This is a genomic window from Bifidobacterium sp. LH_491 (assembly GCF_056356495.1).
Map to the genome: position 1 here is coordinate 1,923,084 of NZ_JBKEUI010000001.1, position 16,379 is coordinate 1,939,462.

A 16,379-nucleotide genomic window follows, 5' to 3' on the forward strand; every position below is an offset into this window, starting at 1 on the left:
ACTTGCGTTAGTACATGGGTCAGTGTAATTTAGATAGCTGGTGTCTGGCCGCGAGGCTCGAAACGTGCCGGACAGTAAGCTTTCCAACACAGCAAGGAACGGATTATGTACGCGATTGTGAAGGCCGGCGGCCATCAGGAGAAGGTCGAGGTCGGTGACGTGATTCTCGTCAACCGTCTCGATGCCAAGAAGGGCGACACCGTGGAGTTCCCGGTTGCCCTCGTTGTCGACGGTGCCAAGGTTGTCCTCGGCACCAAGGATCTCGCCAAGATGTCGGTGAAGGCCGAAGTCATCAACGACGAGGCGAAGGGTCCGAAGATTAACATTCAGAAGTTTAAGAACAAGACCGGCGTTGCGCGTCGCAAGGGCCATCGCCAGCCGCTGACCCTCGTGAAGATCACGGCGATCGCCTGATTCGAGGATTGGCGTTAAGGACCGAAAGGAACAGACATGGCACATAAGAAGGGCGCTTCCAGCTCGCGCAACGGTCGCGATTCAAAGCCTCAGTACCTTGGTGTGAAGAAGTTCGGCGGCGAGGCAGTGGTGGCTGGCAACATCATCGTTCGTCAGCGCGGCACCGCCTTCCACCCCGGCGAGAACGTCGGCATGGGCAAGGATCACACCTTGTTCGCGCTGACCGACGGCAACGTGAAGTTTGGCGTTCGCCGTGACCGCAAGGTCGTCGATGTGGTGACCGCCTGATCACTGCCGGTAGATACGTAATAAGCCGCGCCCATTATGGACGCGGCTTTTCTTATGTCTATGCGGCAAACCGTGCGGCGAGGGATTTTCCGGTTGGCTTGCTACCGTACTGCAGATAGATGAGTTAAGTATGGCGGTGGCGTGCGAATGATAGGTTTGCCTGACGAACATACGGGGGCAATGGGTAGAGTGGGACACTATGAGTGATTTTGTGGATAGGGTGACCGTTCATGTCAAGGGCGGCGACGGCGGCAACGGTTCCGCAGGGATTCGTCGAGAGAAGTACAAGCCGCTGGCTGGTCCCAATGGCGGTAACGGTGGTAATGGCGGTTCGGTGATTTTTGTAGCGGATCGTAACGCCAACAGCCTGCTTGACTATCGTTTTATGCCGCATCGCAACGCGGGCAACGGCACGATGGGTCTGGGTGACACCAAGGATGGTTCGCAGGGTGATGATCTGCTATTGCCGGTGCCGGTGGGCACGGTGATTTTCGAGGCCAAGGGTGCCCAAGGCAAGCCGAAGCATCCCGGCGAGCAGCTGGCGGATCTGCGTCATGAAGGCGATCGCTTTGTGGCTGCTGCCGGTGGTGCCGGTGGGTTGGGCAATGCGGCACTGGCGAATAAAACGCGTCGAGCGCCAGGCTTTGCATTGCTGGGTGAGCCGGGCGAAGAACGTGATGTGGTCTTGGAATTGAAATCCATTGCCGACGTGGCACTGGTAGGGTTTCCTTCGGCTGGTAAGTCAAGTTTGATTGCCGCCATGAGCTCGGCCAAACCGAAGATTGCGGATTATCCGTTCACGACGCTGGTACCGAATCTTGGCGTGGTGATGGCGGGTGACAGCCGTTACACCATTGCGGACGTGCCGGGTTTGATTCCAGGAGCCTCTCAGGGTAAGGGCTTGGGGCTGGAGTTTTTGCGTCATATCGAACGCACGGAGATCATCGCACATGTCATCGATTGCGCGACGTTGGAGCCTGACCGCGATCCGGTCAGTGACTATCATGCCTTGGAGCGTGAGTTGGCGCAGTATGCCGCCGATTTGGAGTTGCCGTTGGGGGCGATTCCAATTCCGGAACGTCCGCGCATCGTGATTTTAAACAAGGTGGATGTGCCGGAGGCGCAAGAGCTTGCCGAGTTCGTACGCCCGGAGTTCGAGAGCATGGGCATGCGCGTATTCGTGGTATCGACCGCTTCGCATGTCGGGTTGAAGGAACTGGGCTTTGCCTTGGCTGGTATGGTTGATGAGATGCGTCGTGAGGTGGCTAGCCGCGAACAAGCTCAGGAAGAGGAGCGCGTGGTTATCAAGCCGTTGGAGCAGCGTCGTCGTACGGGCGGCAAGGGGGCTGAGGAATTCAGCATTGTGCGCGAAGAGAACGGCAATGGCGACTACTGGTTTACCGTAACGGGTGCCAAGCCGGAACGTTGGGTGAGGCAGACGAACTTTGACAATGATGAGGCCGTCGGGTATCTGGCCGACCGTTTGGCCAAGTTGGGTGTTGAGGATGGTTTGCGCCGCCGTGGCGCCAAGCCGGGTGACGAAGTGCATATCGGTGTGGGCGATCGTGCCGTGGCCTTCGACTGGGATCCGACGATTGCCGCCGGTGCGGAAATGTTGGATGGTGCGCAGTTGGGTGCTCGCGGCAAGGATTTGCGTTTGCAGGAGCAGGATACGCGGGCTCGCCGTCGTACCAATGCGGAGCGTCGCCGCCAGTACCATGAGATGATGGACGCGCGTCAGGCGGTGCGTGAGGCCATGATGGCAGAACGGTTGGCGGGCCACTGGGCCGATCCAAGTGTGAACGACGATCCGCATGACCATACCAGCCTGTTCGGCCGTGGTGAGGACGAAAGCGAGTAATCATGGCGTTGCCGTTGGCTTGCCCCATGTCGCATGAGCAGGTGCGCCGCGCGATAGGCGCTGCCCGCACGGTAGTGGTCAAAATCGGTTCGAGCTCGCTGACCCAGCCATCGGGACATTTGGATGCCGATAAGTTGCATGGCGTGGTGTGCGCGGTGGCGCATGCGGTGCGTATGGGCTGCCGTGTGGTGATGGTGTCGTCCGGTGCCATTGCCGCCGGATTCGGTCCGTTGGGTTTTGATGCCCGTCCGCAGGATGTGGCGACCCAGCAGGCCGCCGCCTCCGTGGGGCAGGGGTTGCTCATGGCGCAGTATGAAATGGCGTTCGCGCGCTATGGTGTGCGTGTCGGACAGCTGCTGATTACGGCGCAGGACACCATCAACGCGGCGCAATACCGTAATGCGCAGCGCACGTTGGAGCGGCTGTTGGATTTGGGGGTAGTGCCTATTGTCAACGAGAACGACGCTTTGGCCAGCAATGAGATTCGTTTCGGTGACAATGACCGGCTCTCCGCATTGGTGGCGAATATCGTGCGTGCCGATGCGTTGGTGCTGCTCACCGATGTGGATGCGTTGTATACCGCGCCGCCGTCGCATCCGGGAGCGCATCGCATCGCATTCGTGGAGGATGTGGTGGATGCCTTGGGTGATGTCGAAGTATCCGGCAGCGGCTCGGCTGTGGGTACGGGTGGTATGGTTACCAAGCTTGAGGCGGCGCGAGTGGCGGCTATTTCGGGTATCCCTGCGGTGTTGACCAGTGCGGCGAATGCTGGTCCCGCGCTGATGGGAGACGTTGTGGGCACGGCATTTGCGCCGTTGAAGCATCGTGGTACCTCGCGCCGGTTGTGGATTGGTTTTGCCGCTGAACCGCGCGGCGAATTGGTGGTTGACGAAGGCGCGGCCCGTGCGATCCGCGGAGGGCGAGCAAGTCTGCTGGCGGCTGGGGTGGTTGCGGTACGCGGTTCGTTTGCCGCGCATGACCCCGTGTGGATCGTCGATGAGCATGGCATCCGTGTGGCGAAGGGATTGTCGGCATATGATGCCGAGGAATTGCCTCCAATGCTGGGACAAACCACCGATGCCCTGCATGCCGGCTTGGGCGAGGATTACGCGCATCCGCTGGTACACCGCGACAATCTGGTGGTGCTGTAACGTAGTCATGCCGCTTGATACGGCTGTTTACCGCGGCTGCTCGGTGTAGCTGATGGCATCAAGCGGCGTGTCGGGCGTAATGGGATGGATTGTCGTTCTCCGTGTGTCGGACGGGGTGCGGATGGTTCTCATCCTGTTGAGAAGGTTCTGTCAGTCGGCAATGACGGGGGCGGGTCCTACAGTGGGCATCATGACTATGGCTCCTTGGCAGACAGTAAGTGAACGTATCGATCGTGTGGCGCCAAGCGCAACGTTGGCGGTGGATTCCAAAGCCAAGGCCATGAAGGCCGCTGGCGTCGATGTGATCGGTTTTGCTGCGGGCGAGCCTGATTTTGCTACGCCCGCCCCGATTGTTCGAGCGGCCAGCGAAGCCGTGATGGACCCGGCGAATTATCGCTATACTCCGACGGCCGGTTTGCCGCAGCTACGTGAGGCCATTGCCTGCAAAACCTTGCGTGATTCCGGCTATGAGGTCAGCGCCCAGCAGGTGGTGGTGACCAATGGCGGCAAGCAGGCGGTGTATGAGGCATGCCAGATTCTGCTCAATGATGGCGACGAAGTGATTATCCCCGCGCCGTATTGGACGAGCTACCCGGAGGCAGTGAAGTTGGCGGGTGGCGTGCCGGTGACGGTGTTTGCCGGTGCCGAGCGCGGATTTGAGCCTGATATTGAAGCTATTGAAGCGGCGCGTACCCCTCGCACGAAGGCGTTGATTATTACGTCGCCGTCCAATCCCACTGGCGCGATTTGGAGCGAGGATACCATTCGTGCGTTGGGTGAATGGGCGGTGGAACATCACGTGTGGGTGATTTCCGATGAGATTTACGAACATTTGCATTACGACGGTGCGCTGACCAGTTATGTTGGTGCGGTGGTGCCGCAAGTGCGCGATCAGCTGCTGGTGCTCAACGGCGTGGCGAAGACCTATGCCATGACCGGTTGGCGCGTGGGCTGGATGGTGGCGCCTGAGCCAGTGGCCCAGGCGGCGGTGAAGTTGCAGGGGCATATGACCTCCAATGTGTCGAATATCGCGCAGCAGGCGGCGTTGGCTGCGGTTGCGGGGCCGTTGGATGACGTGGTGCGGATGCGTGATGCATTTGATGCGCGGCGTCGCGCGATTGTCGAAGCCTTGAATGCTATCGATGGGGTGTGGTGCCCTATGCCGAACGGCGCGTTCTATGCGTTCGCTGACGTGCGTGGATTGTTGCATCGGCCGTTGGGTACGCAAGGCCATCAGGCGAGTACGTCGAGCGAACTTGCGGCGTTGTTGCTGGAAGAGGCTCATATTGCCGCCGTTCCAGGTGAGGCGTTTGGTGCGCCGGGATATCTGCGATTCTCGTGTGCCTTAGCTGACGATCAGTTGGCTGAGGGTATGCGCCGTTTCGCCGCGTGTGTCGCCGGTAAGTAAGACGACGCTGCTCGGTCAATCCGACATGCCGTGTGAACCCTTGCAATCGTTGGACTTGTGAGGGTTTCATTGGTAATGTCCTGTGTTGTTCGCTAATATAACTTTTTGGCGGTTTTGCCGCAGGCTACACAAGTTCCAAGGCTATGTGTAGCATGGGCAGAGTTCACCTAGGGATGTGGCGCAATTGGTAGCGCAACGGTCTCCAAAACCGTAGGTTGTGGGTTCGAGTCCCGCCGTCCCTGCCAAGTTAGCAACACTCAGCTCATGCGAAGGACGGGAAAATGGCTAAGAAGTCTGATCAGCCCAAGAAGCCCAATGTCTTTATGCGCATTGGCTTGTTCATCAAGCAGATTATCGACGAGCTGCGTAAGGTCGTTGCCCCCACCGGTAAGGAATTGTTGGGCTGGTCTTTTGCAGTGTTCGTGTTTGTGCTGCTGCTCATGGCAGTGGTCACAGCCATGGACTTCGGCCTGGGCAAGCTAGTGCTGTGGGTGTTCGGCTGATACCAAACCATAAGGTGAATGTGCATGACTGACGAAGTGAATTTGGAAAATCTCGACGCGCTCCCCGACGTTGCCGCAGATGCGTCCGTCGTGGACGAGCCGGTGGCTCACGAGTCCGCAGACGAGCAGCTTGTGACCGAGACGACGTCTCAGGAACCTGTTGAGCAAGAATCTGAGACTGAACTGGTTGAGCAGGCTGACGACGACTTGGATGCCGGAGCTGCTGCGATTGAGCAGTTCTCGAAGAGTTTGCGCACGCTGGAGGGCAAGTGGTATGTGCTGCATACCTATTCCGGTTATGAGAAGCGTGTGAAGACCAACATCGAGTCCCGTGTGGCGAGCTTCGGTCTGGAAGATGTGATTTTCCAAGTCGAGGTGCCCATGGAAGAGGTCGAGAAGCATACGGAAAAGGGTAAGAAGGTTATTACCCGCGTTCGCGTGCCCGGCTATGTACTGATTCGTATGTACCCGGATGAGAATGCCCGCCGTATTGTGCGCGAGACTGAAGGCGTTACCGGCTTTGTTGGCCCGACCAAGGAGCCTGCGCCGTTGAGCCGCAAGGAAGTTGTGGCCATGATGGCGCCGATGATTGCTTCGGAAGCTTTGAAGAATGCTGGCGACAAGCCTGCCGCTGCCAAGAAGCGTACCGTGGAAATCTCCTACGCCATCGGCGATCAGGTCACGGTTACCGAAGGCCCGTTTGCCACAATGCCTGCTGTGGTATCGGATATCGAGCCGACCACGCAGAAGCTGACGGTGCTGGTGTCGATTTTCGGACGCGATACGCCGGTTGAGCTTGGTTTCGACCAGGTGGAACGTTTGGCGTAACACAGTATTTATGGGAGTTATCCCAGATGCAAGGGCGATTCTCTGCAGAGGAGAATCGCCCTTGTTGCATATGGGTACGGCGATATGCAGGGGCTGCTGCGACTCATATAACGAAAGGTATGCAACCGGTGCATTTGTCATACTGCCATGACATAATGGGCAGGCTTGTGTCTGGAGGGCTTGCCCGCTAGCACAGCACAGCAATACCAGTTGCGGGAGGAGACCGCGAAACGCATGCGTTTCGCCGGCGACCGTTATTACCGCTTCATAGAAAGAAGAACCATATAATGGCTCCTAAGAAGAAAGTCTCAGCACTGATTAAGCTTGAGATCGAGGCCGGCAAGGCCAATCCGGCGCCGCCGCTGGGCCCTGCTCTGGGTTCGCACGGCGTGAACATCATGGACTTCTGCAAGGCGTACAATGCCGCCACGCAGGACAAGATGGGCTCGATCGTCCCTGTTGAGATTACCGTTTACGAGGATCGTTCCTTCACCTTCATTCTGAAGACCCCGCCGGCTGCAGCGCTGCTGAAGAAGGCCGCTGGCATTCAGAAGGGTACCGAAAACCCGCTGACCCACAAGGTTGGTTCCGTCACCAAGGCTCAGGTGCGCGAGATCGCCGAGATCAAGATGCCTGATTTGTCCGCCCGTGACGTCGAAGCCGGCATGAAGATCATCGAGGGTACCGCCCGTTCGATGGGTATTACGGTCACCGACTGAGAGGAGAAGGACTCATGGTTAAGCATTCCAAGAAGTACCGTGAAGCGGCCGAGAAGATTGACCGCAATAACCTGTACACCTCCGCCGAAGCCATTGCGTTGCTCAAGAGCATGCCGGCCTACAACTTCGACCAGACGGTCGAGGTGGTGTACCGTTTGAACGTTGATCCGCGCAAGGCCGATCAGCTGGTTCGCGGCACCGTGAACCTGCCCCACGGCACCGGTAAGACCGCCAAGGTCCTCGTGTTCGCTCGTGGCCCGCAGGCTACCGCCGCTACCGAAGCTGGCGCCGATATCGTTGGCGATGACGAGCTGATCGAGAAGGTCGCCGGTGGCTTCCTTGACTTCGATGCCGTCGTGGCTACGCCCGATATGATGGGCAAGGTCGGCCGCCTGGGTCGTGTACTCGGTCCGCGTGGCTTGATGCCGAACCCCAAGACCGGCACCGTGACCATGGATGTGGCCAAGGCCGTTGCCGACATCAAGGGCGGTAAGATCGAGTTCCGTGTGGATCGTCACGGCAACCTGAGCTTCCTCATCGGTAAGCTCTCCTTCGACGAGAACGCGCTGGATGAGAACTTCAAGGCTGTTGCCGACGAAGTCAAGCGTCTTAAGCCGACGACCGTCAAGGGTCGTTACCTGACCAAGGCGACCATCACGTCGACGATGAACCCCGGCATTCCGGTGGATATCGCCACTCTGGTCTGAGTCGCGCATACCGCTAATGCGGTTGAGGCGATAGTAAGAACCCCGCTCTCCGTGCAGAGAAGCGGGGTTCTTACATATGTCAGAGCTGCATGTCGAATCGTGGGCATGCGTTATTTGTTCTGCATCCTTCACAGATAAGCAATCACGCTTGTTCGGCGTCCATCATGCGTCCGATGGCAATGGCAGTCTGCAGCACGTACGCTTCGCGGGGAGCGGTAGCATCCCATCCGGTGCTTTCCGCGGCTTTTTTCAACCGATACCGTACCGTGTTGGGATGCACATTCAGTGTTTTGGCGGTGAGCTCCAGCGAACTACCGGAACTGAGGAACGTGGCAACCGTCGTGAGTGCCGCGTCATCGTTGCCTTCGCCGTGGAGCGAAGCATACACCTGATGATACAAATCCTCGCGCGCGAGCGGGTCGCCCAGCAAGGCACGTTCCGGCAACACGTCATCGGCACGCATGGGACGTGGCAGATTGGGGACGGACGATGCGGCCCGAAGTGCCATAACGACGGCTTGTATGACTTGCGCAGCGCCGAGTACTCCTCGGCGTGCCGAGCATAAACATACCGGATTGTCTTCGGCAAACAGCGGAAGACTAGTGGCACAGGCGACTTCGGGAGTAACCGCCGCCTGCATGGGGATGGCCGCCACACACCATGCGCCGTGCTGTCCAACCAGGCAGGACTTACCGCCCAAGTCGCGCACCATAGCGCGTAGGCCAGTACGAGTTGCGGCAAAACTATCCTTGGGCGTTCCTGCAATGGCAAACATTGCGGTGTCATCACTGTATCCACAGGTGCGCAATAGGGAGGCGGCTCGTTCGTCGTGCAAGCCGTGCGCCAAGGCCTCGAAGGTCATGGCTTGCCACAGCTCACGAACCGCTTGGGATGGGTCATCATGTGTGAAGCGTTCATCGTCAGAAGCATGCTGGCAGGCAGCTTGATATGCCGACTGCATGAGTGCGAGCACATCGCCATCATGATCTATAAGCTTCATGTCATCACCTACTCGTTGCTCTCTTTGCATGATACCGCGTGGCGGCGTGATTCACGAAGAAACAGCAGCATCAGGAATCCGAAACAGAATGAGATGGGCAGCATATGCCGTTCAAAATTATTGGCAGGCGCGGTAATCATCACGCCCATTAGCAGTAGCAGGGGAAGATGCCAAGCCAAGGTGCGCCAGCGGCGCAAAATCACTTCCGCAGCGCCAACCAGCAGCGTAAGCGTCACGTACAGGTTACCGTGTTGCAGCCAGCCAAGCACTGGAATACGGCTCCACCAGCGGGCGGTATCGGCTACCCATTGCCGCCAGTCATGGCACCAATAGCGAATCCAAGTGGAGGATTTTTGCACGTAGTCACTGGAAACATAGTAGTCCATGGATACGTAGGGGTTGTCGGTAACGTTGAAATAACCAAAACACTTGGCGAGGAAAGCATCAAAGGCAATAACTGGATTGTCCTTGACAATGCGCAGCCAGGCATCGTTGAAGTGTTCCATATCTTCTGCGGTGACCGACCGCCATTTATAACTGACCTTCTTGGACTGGATGCCTGAGGATTTTACGGGATCAGCGTCTTGTCGGAAGTAGGCTTGCGCCATTTGGTCCAAGTTGAAGATAGGCTCAAGCTCTTGACGGGCGGTGGCATCAATGCCATCCGGACGCAGTTTGGCGACGCGGGCGATTTGCTGCAGTTGCACACCGCGACTTTCGATGGGGTCTCCGCTGATGACCAATCCCGTTGAGGTAAGGACTTGCAATCCGCCATGCAGCACCACAATAGGCAGCAGTACCGCCACTGCATACGTGCGCCAGCGACCATGGTCGGCCAGCATAAACAGCACCCATTGTGCGGCGAGGATAATCCAGCCATATTTGGCGGAGATCATCATTATTATGCAGGCTGTAATCATAGCGGCGATGGTGTGGGCATGTACGCGTCGTGACCGGTTTCCAGGCTCGGCTTGGGCGCGTGTGTCGTGCAATTCGTAACAGAGGCCGAACCACCAGAGGAATGCAAAGGCAAACAGCGGCGATTTGGTGAGGGAAATCGTGGAAAACAGTACCAGCGGGCAACACAGGAAGAACACCAGCAGAATAAGGCGGGCTATAGGACCGGATTCATAGGACGGACGCACGCGGTGCATGCCGCGTTCGGGGTGTGTCCAGTCGATGGCGTTCATCAGGGCGTTGCGTTCCGGGTGCGTCCAATCACGTGCGCGTAACTTGGGCTGTCTCCAAGGCAGGTTAAGGAAACGATGCATGGTTGCGGTGCAGCACGCAATGGCAAAGGCCCATTGCGTGGCCGAGAGCAGTGCAATGCCTGCGTCATTGGAACCGGTGAAATACCGGGAGGCGGCGGCAACCGCACCGTAGCATACGGTGAGCGCGATATTATGCTGGTCGGTGAGGAATGTGGGCGAATCGGGCCATAGATAATGCGCCGTAGGGTAAATGTCCATGGGAACAAACGAAAAGAACCCGATATATGGCTCGGTGATACCGGTCCACTGGTTCCATGCCCAGCTGAATTCGCGGATTTGCGAACGTACGTCGGCGCCGAATGCGCTGACTAATGTAAGGGGAACCCATAGCCAGCCAATGAAGAGGATAAGTGCGATTTTCCAACGGCGGTCGGTAAGCTGGGGCAGTGCGCGTGCGGTCGCCCGCCAAAAGCGACGGAGATAGCGAGGAATGCTGTGCATTGCCCGGCCTAGCTTCTGCATCACCATGGTGGTGTGGCGACGGCTTTCAATGGATATGTTCGCCGATGTGCGGGAACGATGACGACGGCATGCAACCATGGTGGCTATAAGGTCATACGCACGGCTAATGGGTCGTGTGCCTTGCCCGATACGCACCAAGAGTATGACTATCGAACCGTAGGCGAGGAACGATATGACGCCATACGCCACGTTGGCCCAAGTGGCGTCGGCAATAGAGGAGTCGGACCAATACAACGGTCCGACAGCGGTGCATAAAGCCAGCCACAGGCATGCCAACACCGCAAGTGTCCACCGGGACACGGTGCCGATGGTGTCCAATGCCGTGGTGGAGTGCGTTGTATTGCCGTCAGTCATGAAAGCTCATTGTAGCGTGGGAGGTTGAACGTCGGCTGGAGACATCAGGCTCGTCCGCAGGCATGTTGGGCGGTGTCTCAGTACGGAAAATGGACGGAGGCTATGCCGCATATGCCGGGTGGTCGGGGTAGAGTTGAAGACATGACAGATATGCAATATTGTCCACCTTATATGCCGCGCACACAGGCGGCTGCCGCGCATGTGGAGTGGTTGGATTGCACTGATTCCACGAATGCGTTTGCGCAACGCATGGTGTTGGGCGAAAGCTTGCCGTCCGGATTGCTCGACGGTCGCATGATGGTGATCGGCGCCGACATGCAGGACGCTGGACACGGCCGTTTGGGACGTACTTGGGTGAATCGTCGGGGCGAATCGCTGATGTGTTCGCTGGTGACGGTGGTCCCGCGCTCGCTAGTGGATGACGATTGCTTGCGCGGATGGCTGCAGATGGGCGTGGGGTTGTCGGTGGTGCAGGCCATTGCCGCTACGTTGGAGGAGTGCGGTGCGAAGCCGTATCGTGAGGATTGCGATTTGCTGATTAAATGGCCCAACGACATCTATTGCCATGGCTTGAAAATGGGCGGCATATTGTCGCAGGTGGTGGCATTGCCGTATGGGTATGCCGCGAAACGGACTGCCGTTGCCGAGGATGAGGGCGGCGATATGGTTGCTGTGGTGTTCGGCGTGGGACTGAATGTGTTGATGCCGGCGGATGCGTTGCCGACGACGGAGTCGACGTCGCTGCAACTGCATCGTGGTCCGTTGCCGCCGTTCAATGAGTTGCGTGATATGGTGGTCGCTCGTATGGTGGTCTTATCGGGTGAGTGTGTGCGGGCATTGGTCGAGTCGCCTGATGCTGCCGTCGCTTCGATTGGCGAACGGACTCGGGCAATGTGCTGGACGATAGGTCGCCGTGTCGATGTGGCGTTGCCGGATGGTTCGCATGTGCGCGGATTGGCTCGCGCTCTTGACGATGCTGCCGCGTTGGTCGTGATTGACGACCAACAGGTTGAGCATGTAATAAGCACTGGCGATGTCGGAGTTCTGCCGTGGGCATGAATGTCTGAAGAATGTGTATTCAGGGCGATATCAGTGGGGCGCGGCTGTTTCGGCCGCGCCCCACTGATATGCGATATATGTGCTGTGCGTTAGCGCAGTCGTGCCAGGCCGGTGGCGACCAGCGACGCTACGGCTGCCTTAATGAGGTCGCCGATGATGAAACCGGTGGAGGCCACGGCGATGGTGCCGAGCGGTACGGTGGTAATGGCGGACTGCACCAGGATGCCGATAAGATAGACGAGGCCGACGCAGCCGATCAGTGACGCCAGGAAATAGCGTGCGGCTGTGCGGATGGCGCGGGAAGGTGAGTCAAGGTTGGCGTCACCCTTGAGTAGTGCAGTGACGGCAACTGCCGGAACGAAGCTGAACAGGAAGCCCGCACTTGGACCAACCAATGCTGCGGTGCTCATACCTCCGGCGAATACGGGTAATCCACATGCGCCCAAGGCGAGGTATCCGAGTACTGCTGCGGTGGCTTGTCGCCAGGTGAGCATGAGCGCGGCGAGCATGAGCACGCCGGTTTGCAAGGTGATGGGAACGGGCGTGCCGGGGATCGGCAGGGCGCCTGCCATGGTCGCGATGCAGAGCAATGCGGTGAACAGCAGTGTTTGACCGGCACTGATGAACATACGGCGGTGTTTGGTATCGACCGTACTCAGCGAACGAGTATTCATGGGGTCTCCTTTACAAACGGCGAGGCGGGATATGCGGCGGATTGCCGGGATGGCCTCGTGTTGGTGTTGTCCATGATAAATACCATGCAGAAGTGGCATATTTGCCGAAATGCACAAAATCTGGAGCTGGTGTTTGTCTACGATCGCCGATTTGTGGGTGTTTGGTGGAATCGCACAAAACCCCGAACGTAACTTTGTAGGTTCGTTGGTCGGCGTGATGTGCCATTTTTGGGTATCTTGACAGCATGAATAACTCTGTCAGCAAGCTGTTGGTGGCCAACCGCGGCGAAATTGCCTTGCGCGTGGTGCGCACCGCGCAGGAAATGGGCATCGCCACTGTGGCGGTGTATGCCGAGCAGGATCGTGAGTCGCAGTATGTCACGATGGCGGACGAAGCCTACCTGTTGTCCGGCGACACTTACAAGGACACGTATCTGAACGAAGATCTGCTTATCGACATTATGAAACGCAGCGGTGCGAATGCCGTGCATCCTGGATATGGCTTTCTGTCCGAGGTGCCGTCGTTTGCGAGCAAGGTCGCGCAGGCTGGCGGCATTTGGGTAGGTCCCTCGCCGACGGCATTGGAGGATTTGGGCGATAAGATTACCGCACGTCGTGTGGCCCGCAGTGCGAAGGTGCCACCTGTCCCCGGCATCAGTGACCCGGTGGGCGATATCCGCGCGCTGTACGATTTCGCGCATACGCATGGGTATCCGATTATGATGAAGCGCACGGATGGTGGTGGCGGCCGCGGCATCACCATCGTGCACGACGATGATGAGCTGCGCAGCTTCTATATGAGCCATGATTCGTTACAGGGCGGCGATTTGAAGAATTACTTCATCGAACGTTTTGTAGACAAGGCCCGTCATGTGGAAACCCAGTGCGGACGTGACAGTCATGGCAATTTCACCGTGTATTCGACGCGTGATTGTACGGTGCAGCGCCGTAACCAGAAGCTGGTGGAGGAAGCGCCTGCACCGTATTTGAGCGAGGACGTGCAGCGTCAGCTGGACCAGTATTCGCGCAATTTGTTTGAAGCGGTGGATTATGTGGGACTAGGTACCTGCGAGTTCATGGTGACGCCCCAGCAGAAGGTATATTTCCTTGAGGTCAATCCGCGCCTGCAGGTGGAGCATACGGTGAGCGAGGAAGTGTGTGGCTTGGATTTGGTGCGCGAACAGCTCACCATCGCTTCCGGAGGAGAGCTGACGGTGGATCCGCCTACACGCGGACACAGTTTTGAACTGCGCATTACATGCGAGGACCCGGCCACCAACCTGGCCCCCAGTTCGGGGACGTTGACGGCCGTGCATTGGCCTTCCGGCCCAGGTATCCGTGTGGATTCCGGTGTGCAGGAGGGTGATACGGTATCGCCGAAATTCGATTCCATGATGGGGAAGCTCATTGTGACCGCGCAGGATCGTCTGACGGCGGTGGCCCGTGTGCGTCGTGCCTTGCGCGAGCTACGTATCGAAGGAGTGCCGACGCCGACGAGCTTGTTCGAGGAGATTTTCCGTGATGAGGCGTTTACGGCCGAACATGGTCATCCGTTTGATGTGAGCACGAAGTGGTTGGAACGTACGTATCTGAATCGTCCGGCGGAATCCGAACGCGCAGGACAGCCGGCGTCGCTTACCGCGAATGGCGCGGCCGAGCAACCGCAGGCCACGCCGAGTGAAACTTTCGTCATCGAAGTCAACGATCGTCGCGTCAAGCTCACGGTGCCGATGGATATTGTGGAGAATCTCACGGGTTCTGCCAAGGCCCGTGGTGTGAAGCGTCCCACGCAGCCGCTGCGTGGCCAGGGGTTGCACCAGGTTGATGCCGCGCCGAAGAACGATGAGGGGCGTTCCGGTGTGATCGCCGCGCCCATGCAGGCGGTGGTGACGCGTATTAATGTCGCCGAAGGCCAGACGGTTGCCAAGGGAGATCTGCTGGTGGTGCTCGAATCCATGAAGATGGAGAACTACGTGTATGCGCCCGCGGGCGGCACGGTCACCAAGATTTTCGTTGCTCCGGCGGCAGGCGTGGAAGCCGGTGAAACGTTGGTGACGCTTGATGTACAGGCGGGAGGTAGCCATGAGTGAAACGGCGACGTTGGAACGTCAGCCGGTACGCGCCGCCGTGGCCCGTGCCGCGCAACTGGCTGGCGAGGCGGAGGAACGTGCCCGTTCCCGTCAGCATGCCAAGGGCAAGAACACGGCGCGCGAGCGTCTGGATTTGTTGCTTGACACTGGTACGTTTACCGAAGTCGGTCGTTTTTGCGGCGGCGACATCAATGGTGGCGCTGCCGGTGCCGCGGTGATTACCGGATTCGGCGAAGTATTGGGGCGCAAAGTCGGCGTGTATGCCCAGGATTTTTCCGTGAACGGCGGCACATTGGGGCATGCCGAAGGTGAGAAAATCTGCCATCTGATCGACATGGCGATGGATATGCAGGTACCCGTGGTCGCATTGATCGATTCCGGCGGCGCTCGTATCCAAGAAGGTGTGGCGGCGCTGACGCAATATGGTCGTATTTTCAAGAAGACTTGCGAGGCCAGTGGATTCATTCCGCAGATTTCCCTGATCCTCGGACCTTGCGCAGGTGGTGCGGTGTATTGCCCGGCGCTGACTGATCTGATCATCATGACTCGAGAACATTCCAACATGTTTGTCACCGGCCCGGATGTGGTGAAAGCTGCCACCGGTGAAACCATCAGCATGGATGACCTTGGTGGCGGCGCGGTGCATAACACCACGTCTGGTGTGGCGCATTACTTGGGCGAGGATGAGTCCGACGCCATCGACTATGCGCGAACCGTGCTGGCCTATCTGCCGTCCAATAGCAATAGCCAGCCGCCGACGTACGCGTATGCCGCGACCCGTGCCGAACGTGACGTGGCCAAGCGTTTGGCGAGCATCGTTCCCGACAATGACCGTCAGCCGTATGACGTACTGGAAGTGATTCGCTGCATCGTGGATTACGGCGAGTTCGTGCAGGTGCAGGAATTGTTCGCCGCTTCGGCTGTCGTCGGATTCGCTTGCATCGAGGGTCATCCAGTCGGCGTGGTCGCCAACCAGCCGAATGTGCGCGCCGGCATTCTCGACGTGGACTCTTCGGAAAAGGTGGCGCGTTTCGTGCGTTTGTGCGATGCGTTCAACCTGCCGGTGATTACACTGGTCGACGTACCCGGATACAAGCCCGGTTCCGATCAGGAGCATGCGGGCATCATCCGTCGCGGCGCCAAAGTCATCTACGCCTATGCCAACGCGCAGGTGCCCATGATTACGGTGATTTTGCGCAAGGCTTTCGGCGGCGCCTACATCGTTATGGGGTCGAAGTCCATCGGAGCCGATTTCAATTTCGCTTGGCCCACCAGTCAGATCGCCGTACTTGGCGCGGGCGGCGCGGTGAACATCATCCATCGCAAGGCATTGCAAAAAGCCAAGGAAACCGGCAAGGATGTGGAAGCATTGCGCGCCAAACTCACCGCCGAATATGAGGAAAGCACGGTGAACGCCAACCTGTCGCTGGAAACCGGTCAGATCGACGCCATGATCGATCCGGAACAAACCCGCGACACCATCGTCGGCGCGCTGAAGCTCCTCGAAGGCAAGCGCCGCGTGCGCAAAACCGGCAAACATCACGGCAACCAGCCGCTGTAACGGCGGCCAAACGCATAACACAACGACTT

General features: G+C 58.3%; 15 protein-coding genes and 1 tRNA gene. 13 read left to right on the plus strand and 3 right to left on the minus strand.

Annotation, left to right across the window (positions count from 1 at the left end):
* The first annotated feature begins 105 nt into the window (after positions 1–105).
* The 10 genes from rplU (at position 106) to rplA (ending at position 7,879) form a co-directional block, all read left to right on the plus strand.
* Positions 106–414 (plus strand): 50S ribosomal protein L21, encoded by a 309-nt coding sequence (rplU, locus tag AC1AWK_RS07295; RefSeq protein WP_476569389.1) that lies wholly within the window; start codon positions 106–108, stop codon positions 412–414.
* Positions 415–450: 36 nt separating this feature from the next.
* Complete coding sequence (gene rpmA, locus AC1AWK_RS07300) at positions 451–702, plus strand: 50S ribosomal protein L27 (RefSeq protein WP_476569391.1); 252 nt, start codon at positions 451–453, stop codon at positions 700–702.
* A gap of 199 nt (positions 703–901) precedes the next feature.
* Positions 902–2,563: a GTPase ObgE gene (gene obgE / locus AC1AWK_RS07305; RefSeq protein WP_476569393.1), complete on the plus strand. Its 1,662-nt coding sequence runs from the start codon at positions 902–904 to the stop codon at positions 2,561–2,563.
* 26 nt (positions 2,564–2,589) lie between these two features.
* Positions 2,590–3,714 carry a glutamate 5-kinase gene (gene proB, locus AC1AWK_RS07310; protein ID WP_476569700.1) on the plus strand — a complete coding sequence of 375 codons (1,125 nt, stop codon included), beginning with the start codon at positions 2,590–2,592 and terminating at the stop codon, positions 3,712–3,714.
* A gap of 196 nt (positions 3,715–3,910) precedes the next feature.
* A complete protein-coding gene (locus AC1AWK_RS07315; RefSeq protein WP_476569702.1) occupies positions 3,911–5,122 on the plus strand; it encodes a pyridoxal phosphate-dependent aminotransferase in 1,212 nt (403 codons plus the stop codon).
* 169 nt (positions 5,123–5,291) lie between these two features.
* Positions 5,292–5,367, plus strand: a tRNA-Trp gene (locus AC1AWK_RS07320).
* 36 nt (positions 5,368–5,403) lie between these two features.
* Entirely contained in the window at positions 5,404–5,625 is a 222-nt protein-coding gene (gene secE / locus AC1AWK_RS07325) for a preprotein translocase subunit SecE (RefSeq protein WP_476569395.1), read from the plus strand.
* A gap of 24 nt (positions 5,626–5,649) precedes the next feature.
* Positions 5,650–6,453 (plus strand): transcription termination/antitermination protein NusG, encoded by an 804-nt coding sequence (gene nusG / locus AC1AWK_RS07330; RefSeq protein WP_476569397.1) that lies wholly within the window; start codon positions 5,650–5,652, stop codon positions 6,451–6,453.
* A gap of 287 nt (positions 6,454–6,740) precedes the next feature.
* Positions 6,741–7,172, plus strand: coding sequence for a 50S ribosomal protein L11 (gene rplK, locus AC1AWK_RS07335; protein ID WP_476569399.1), 432 nt, complete (start codon positions 6,741–6,743; stop codon positions 7,170–7,172).
* Between the two features lie 14 nt (positions 7,173–7,186).
* A complete protein-coding gene (rplA, locus tag AC1AWK_RS07340; RefSeq protein ID WP_476569400.1) occupies positions 7,187–7,879 on the plus strand; it encodes a 50S ribosomal protein L1 in 693 nt (230 codons plus the stop codon).
* A 142-nt stretch (positions 7,880–8,021) separates the two neighbouring features.
* Here rplA and AC1AWK_RS07345 read toward each other — a convergent pair whose 3' ends face one another.
* Positions 8,022–8,879 (minus strand): PucR family transcriptional regulator, encoded by an 858-nt coding sequence (locus tag AC1AWK_RS07345; protein WP_476569402.1) that lies wholly within the window; start codon positions 8,877–8,879, stop codon positions 8,022–8,024.
* A gap of 8 nt (positions 8,880–8,887) precedes the next feature.
* On the minus strand, positions 8,888–10,966 hold the full coding sequence (locus tag AC1AWK_RS07350; protein WP_476569403.1) for a DUF6020 family protein: 2,079 nt from the start codon (positions 10,964–10,966) through the stop codon (positions 8,888–8,890).
* 141 nt (positions 10,967–11,107) lie between these two features.
* Between AC1AWK_RS07350 and AC1AWK_RS07355 the strand changes: the two genes are divergently transcribed.
* A complete protein-coding gene (locus tag AC1AWK_RS07355; protein ID WP_476569405.1) occupies positions 11,108–12,025 on the plus strand; it encodes a biotin--[acetyl-CoA-carboxylase] ligase in 918 nt (305 codons plus the stop codon).
* Between the two features lie 89 nt (positions 12,026–12,114).
* On the opposite strand, the gene AC1AWK_RS07360 is transcribed toward AC1AWK_RS07355, so the two are convergent.
* Positions 12,115–12,699 carry a biotin transporter BioY gene (locus AC1AWK_RS07360; RefSeq protein WP_476569407.1) on the minus strand — a complete coding sequence of 195 codons (585 nt, stop codon included), beginning with the start codon at positions 12,697–12,699 and terminating at the stop codon, positions 12,115–12,117.
* 245 nt (positions 12,700–12,944) lie between these two features.
* Between AC1AWK_RS07360 and AC1AWK_RS07365 the strand changes: the two genes are divergently transcribed.
* Positions 12,945–14,789 carry an acetyl/propionyl/methylcrotonyl-CoA carboxylase subunit alpha gene (locus AC1AWK_RS07365; RefSeq protein WP_476569409.1) on the plus strand — a complete coding sequence of 615 codons (1,845 nt, stop codon included), beginning with the start codon at positions 12,945–12,947 and terminating at the stop codon, positions 14,787–14,789.
* Entirely contained in the window at positions 14,782–16,350 is a 1,569-nt protein-coding gene (locus tag AC1AWK_RS07370; protein ID WP_476569411.1) for an acyl-CoA carboxylase subunit beta, read from the plus strand. The genes AC1AWK_RS07365 and AC1AWK_RS07370 overlap by 8 nt, the downstream gene beginning before the upstream one ends.
* Positions 16,351–16,379: the final 29 nt, after the last annotated feature.